This is a genomic window from Jannaschia aquimarina (assembly GCF_000877395.1).
In the GTDB taxonomy this organism is placed as follows: Bacteria; Pseudomonadota; Alphaproteobacteria; order Rhodobacterales; family Rhodobacteraceae; genus Jannaschia; species Jannaschia aquimarina.
This window is the reverse complement of sequence record NZ_JYFE01000076.1, coordinates 1-4,654: the sequence shown is the minus strand read 5'-3', so window position 1 is coordinate 4,654 and position 4,654 is coordinate 1. Positions and strand designations below refer to the sequence as shown.

The window sequence follows — 4,654 nt, the reverse complement described above, 5'->3', positions numbered from 1 at the left end:
CCGCCCCGGCCAGCGCCGCGCGCACCTCCGCCGGCATCCCGTGCTCCGCCTCCCTGCCCCGCGCCTCGGGATCCCACAGGTGATGCGCCACGAAGCGCAGCACCGTCTCCGGCGCAGGCGGCCAGGCCAGCCCCCGCCCCTCCGCCGCCCGCGACCAGGCCTCCAGATAGCGCAGGTCCGACCGCACCGCCCGCACCGAGTTCGCCCCCATCCCCTTGCGCACCAGATGCGCCAACGTCGCTCGGTCGGACGGAGAGAGGGCAGAAGACGAAATCAGGTCGCCGCGGAAATGGCTGAGGTCAGAACTCATGTGGCTTTACTCCATCTCTCGAAGAGACACCGCCGCGCCTGCTGCACTCCAGGTCCTCCATTTCCCCGCGGGGAAATCACCTATCTTCGAGCGCAGCGAAAAAGGCCTCGATCGCCGCCTCGAGCCGCGCCCGTTCCACCGTGCCGAAATCCATCCGCGCCCGCAGCTCGACCTTGCCGTCCGTCGCCGTGCATTTCACGCCAGGACCGACGGGGACCGAGAGGGCCACCCGCCCCCGCCGTGCTCCCTTCGGAGCTCCACGGGCCTTGTCCGGCAATGGCGTAGAACGCCCCGCGAGGAACTCCCGAATGATTTCGGCCTCGCGCGTCGCATCCCGCTTTGACGCCGCATCGAGCATCGACTTCAGATCTCGGATCGAACCCGGCTCTGCCTCCAGTCGGTCGACCAGTTGAAGACCGAGCGCACGTGACAATGCGTAGGGATGCGCCAGCGTCTTGTCCGCCATCATCAGAAGCGCGGCGAACCGGCGAATATAGCTCCGCTTTTGCGCGCTGACCGAAGCGTAGAGCACGTTGACCGCTTGATCCACATCCTCGCAACCTTCGATACCGGCCTCCGCGTAGGCCCGCGCGAGAGCCGCCATCTCGGCAAAGGACACATCTTTCCGGGTCAGGTTCTCGTCGACCATCCGGCGGTAGAGCGCCGCCTCGCCCTGCCCCGCCACCAGCAATCCGGCCGGGATCCGCGCCCATCTCTCGTCGCCGGTCTCGCCATGCAACTCGCGGTAGGCCGACAGGCGGCGCAGACCCTCGACAAGTTCGTAGCGTCCGTCCTCGCGTGGCTCCACGCGAATCGGATTGGACAGACCAATCGCCAAGATCGAAGCCTTCAAATCCTGCAATTCGAGATCAGTGATCGGGCTGCGGTCCCGGACAAGTTTCCCGGCCACGACATCGTCGAGCCTCACGAGATCGACGATCAGACCCTCTCGCTTGAGGCGCACAAATTCTTCGGCCAGGGCGTCATTCTCGGCCCGGATTTCCTCTTCGATCCGCTTGCGATACCGCAGGGCATCGCCCGCCTCACCGATGGCAGAAGCCATTGGCCCCCGGCGCCGAGGTGTAAGCGATTTGGTCTCGAGATCAGCAGGGATCGGAGGATCGGTCTCGGCGTCCTGCTCTTCGGGAAGGTTAATATCGAACATGCGGCGTTTACGGGTCATTCAACCTCCTCCAGTTTCTCCCACGCCTCGAGGACGTGACCCTTGAACTCGTCGTAGGCGGCGTCGAAGGTCGAACGCGCGCGCCGCCAGGTCTCGCGCGTCATGTCGCGGTAATCGATCTCGTAGACCGATGAGAGGAAGCGTCCGGATTGTTCGACCGCACGAGTATGCTCGATCGGATGCCGGGTCATGTGGTCTCCGAAGACCTTCAGGAATGCGTCCCGCATCGCGCGGTGCAGGTCATTATTCGGCTCGTAGCGCGTAAGCAGGAAACGGATGTCGAGAAACTGCTTGTGGGATTTCCCCGTGGGGAAATCGGACCCTTCGGAGAAGCCTGTCAGATCTCCGAGCGCCTCTGCCAGCTGCCCGATGAAGGACGTGGTCGAGTCATATTCCCAGTAGCCCGGCCCCGACGGGATATAGAGGATGTCCGCGGCATAGACGGCGTTCATCGACTGGTATCCGATCGCCGGCGGGCAATCGAAGATCACCATGTCGTACGCATCGGGCGGCAGCGTCCCCAACCAGCGATCGACAGACGCGAAGAAGGACCAGGCCGGATTCGCATGCCTGTACTGCGCGCTGGCGAACTCGACGAAGGCCGCGTTGGCGCAGCTCGGGACCAGATCGATCGTCGGCCAGCAGGTCGGCTGGATGAAGTCCGTCGCACGAAGATCGCCAAGACCGGATTCGGCAATCGTCGCCGGAACACGACGGCGGGGCAGGGCGCGCCCGGACTCGGCCCCCTGCGCGGCACGGTTCATCCTCTCGGTCTCGCGCAGAAGATCGCGCGCCATAATACCCCAAACGGTATGATCCTCGGATACATCGCTGAGTCCCATTGAGTGCGACAGGGTCGCCTGCGGATCGAAGTCGATGCAAAGTACCCGGTAGCCATCGAGCGCTGCGGCATGAGCCAGATGAAGCGCCGTCGTGGACTTTCCGGCGCCACCCTTGAAGTTCGCCACCGCGATCCGGACGGCGCGCCGTCCCGCAGGCCGGGGCGGCATGAGCGAGCGGCGGTTCACGCGCATCCGCCGCCGTAGCTCGTTCACCTCGTCGAGCGTGAACCAGCGCTGCCTCCCGTCCGGCTCAACCTCTCCGGTCGGCAAACTCGGATCGGCGGCGAGGCGAGAGCGAAACGTATTCTGGTTCACGCGCAGGATTAGCTCCGACACCTCCCACGAGGAAAAGCGGCGCAGCGTCTTCTCGTTCTGCGGCGAGAAGGTCTGCTTGCGGATATGCCCCTGCATCCTGAGCGAGGCGCCCTGCATCGCCTCGAGATCGGAATGGTCCAACATGCCTGCCTCAACGTTCATCGTCTTTCATTTCGCAATTACGCCGAATTTGACTTTCCCGCAATCCTCAGAACACGTCGACGCGTCATGGGCATTTCCCCGCGGGGAAACCGGTTCCGAGAGGCATGCGCTATCGCCACACCGATTCGCGCCAAAGATCGTCGGAAGGTCGATCTAGAGAGGTCTTGATGTGACACCTACAAGATCATGGGGGGACATCGCTGCGACTTGGCGTGACATCTAGGGTGACCCTCTATACCGATCCATACCGATTTTCTTTTCATTCAAGATCAGGTTTGACGCACTGAAACACGAATCCTTGACAGAATGAGGCAACTCAACGCTAATTACCTCAGGTCGGCGAAGAACGACGAGTTGGCCCGGGCAGGACCGGGCGTGAGGCGAACATGACATCGAAACCAGCCAAGATATGCCGGAAGGGCGGGCGATGACGTCCGGTCCGGCAAAGCGAGCGCAGGGCCTTCACGGGTCCGCCTTCAAATACGATTTGCTGACCGCGCTCGGCGCGCATGGCTGCGCGGGCGACAAGCACCGTCAACGGCTCGCCCTGCGCCTCCTCGTCCTGATCACCGCACGTTACGATTGGCGGACTGACACGCTCACGACCGGTCAGCGCGAGATCGCAGCGTTATGGTCGGTGGATGAACGCACAGTGAAGCGCGAGATCGCGAAGCTGCGGGAGATGGGATGGCTGATCCTCAAACGACCGGCAACGCGGGGAAGAGTAGCGTGCCACGGATTGGGAGTCGATGCGATCCTTGCCGAGACGCGACACGCTTGGGACGCGGTCGGGCCGGATTTCGTGGCGCGCCTGACTGGCCCGATGCCGGAGGTAGACCAAACGGTGGGGCAGGGGAACGTCGTCGCTTTTCCCAGTCCTGCAGCCGAAGAGTCTCCGGCGGGCCCGTGGGGGCGCATCCGATCCGACTGGGAAGCGACCGATCCCGCCGGTCATGCCGCCTGGATCGCGCCGCTCCGCTATGAGGGCATATCCGAGGGCCGACTGAGGCTGCGCGCACCGTCGGCGTTTCACGCGTCCTTCGTGCGAACGCATCACCTCGCCGCGTTGACGGCCCGTCTGCGGCGAGCCGCGCCTGACCTCGACGGGATCGATCTGTTCGTCTGACGGGGCTCGCATTCGCGGCGGCATCGGTTTCTGGTCATTGCACAATTCTGCGCGGGAACGATGGCTCTCAACCACACCCGCCTTTTGGCTAAGCTTGCCTATCCCGACCCGGGCGCGAGCGGGCTTCCGGTAGGCGCCATTGCCTCAGGATATGGTCCGCTACGGACTATGGCGCGTTCTACCACGACGCCAGATCGACGCCCCGCATCTCGCGCCAGCCCGCGTCGCTGCGGAATGGACAGCTGATGCAGGCCGACTTCGGCGCATCGGGATAGTCGTGGCGGGTCAGCCAGGCCCGGCAATCGTTTCGCGATATGTGTGCCTTGATCAGCGGCCAGCGATGAGTGATCCAGCTTTCGCTGTCGTCCTTAATATGGACTATCGTGTCGGTGCTGATCTAGGGACGCACCATCGGCCAGCAACAGGCTGGCCCGCTCTCCGGGTGTTAGGCGACCCAAAGGGCTGTCCGGGGCCGTGGCGAGTGTCTCGGTGCATGAAGAGGGCAGGTAGGGCCTGAGCGTCTCTGCCAGCGGCGTCAGCATCTTCGCAATCTCGGACGGGGCCGCGCGGTTCGACGAGGCCGACTTCTCGATCAGGCGCAGCAAGTCGATCATCTTGGCGACGCGCCCGGCATTGGTGTTGTTCTTGAAGGCCATGATGGGTCTCCAGCGGGAAGGGCAGGGGAGGGGGCCGGAGCGCACGCGCTTCGGCCCCGA

The 4,654-nt window shown here is 64.0% G+C and carries 4 protein-coding genes and 1 pseudogene; 1 reads left to right on the top strand and 4 read right to left on the bottom strand.

The features are described 5' to 3' along the window. The 3 genes and pseudogenes from jaqu_RS19185 to jaqu_RS19175 form a co-directional block, all read right to left on the bottom strand. Positions 1-310: pseudogene (locus jaqu_RS19185) on the bottom strand (hypothetical protein); the annotation flags it as partial. Between the two features lie 76 nt (positions 311-386). Further along, positions 387-1,493 carry a ParB/RepB/Spo0J family partition protein gene (locus jaqu_RS19180; protein WP_043920633.1) on the bottom strand — a complete coding sequence of 369 codons (1,107 nt, stop codon included), beginning with the start codon at positions 1,491-1,493 and terminating at the stop codon, positions 387-389. After that, the gene (locus jaqu_RS19175) at positions 1,490-2,794 is read right to left on the bottom strand and encodes an AAA family ATPase (protein WP_043920636.1); all 1,305 of its coding nucleotides are present in this window, start codon (positions 2,792-2,794) and stop codon (positions 1,490-1,492) included. Before jaqu_RS19175 ends, jaqu_RS19180 begins: the two co-directional genes overlap by 4 nt. 445 nt (positions 2,795-3,239) lie before the next feature. Between jaqu_RS19175 and jaqu_RS19170 the strand changes: the two genes are divergently transcribed. Further along, on the top strand, positions 3,240-3,938 hold the full coding sequence (locus jaqu_RS19170; RefSeq protein WP_043920635.1) for a hypothetical protein: 699 nt from the start codon (positions 3,240-3,242) through the stop codon (positions 3,936-3,938). Between the two features lie 368 nt (positions 3,939-4,306). Here jaqu_RS19170 and jaqu_RS19165 read toward each other — a convergent pair whose 3' ends face one another. Then, a complete protein-coding gene (locus jaqu_RS19165) occupies positions 4,307-4,594 on the bottom strand; it encodes a hypothetical protein (protein WP_043920632.1) in 288 nt (95 codons plus the stop codon). Positions 4,595-4,654: the final 60 nt, after the last annotated feature.

Excerpts from the sequence above, each read along its gene's own strand:
- jaqu_RS19180 (WP_043920633.1), bottom strand. The coding sequence starts at position 1,493 with ATGACCCGTAAACGCCGCATGTTCGATATTAACCTTCCCGAAGAGCAG.
- jaqu_RS19175 (WP_043920636.1), bottom strand. The coding sequence starts at position 2,794 with ATGTTGGACCATTCCGATCTCGAGGCGATGCAGGGCGCCTCGCTCAGG.
- jaqu_RS19170 (WP_043920635.1), top strand. The coding sequence starts at position 3,240 with ATGACGTCCGGTCCGGCAAAGCGAGCGCAGGGCCTTCACGGGTCCGCC.
- jaqu_RS19165 (WP_043920632.1), bottom strand. The coding sequence starts at position 4,594 with ATGGCCTTCAAGAACAACACCAATGCCGGGCGCGTCGCCAAGATGATC.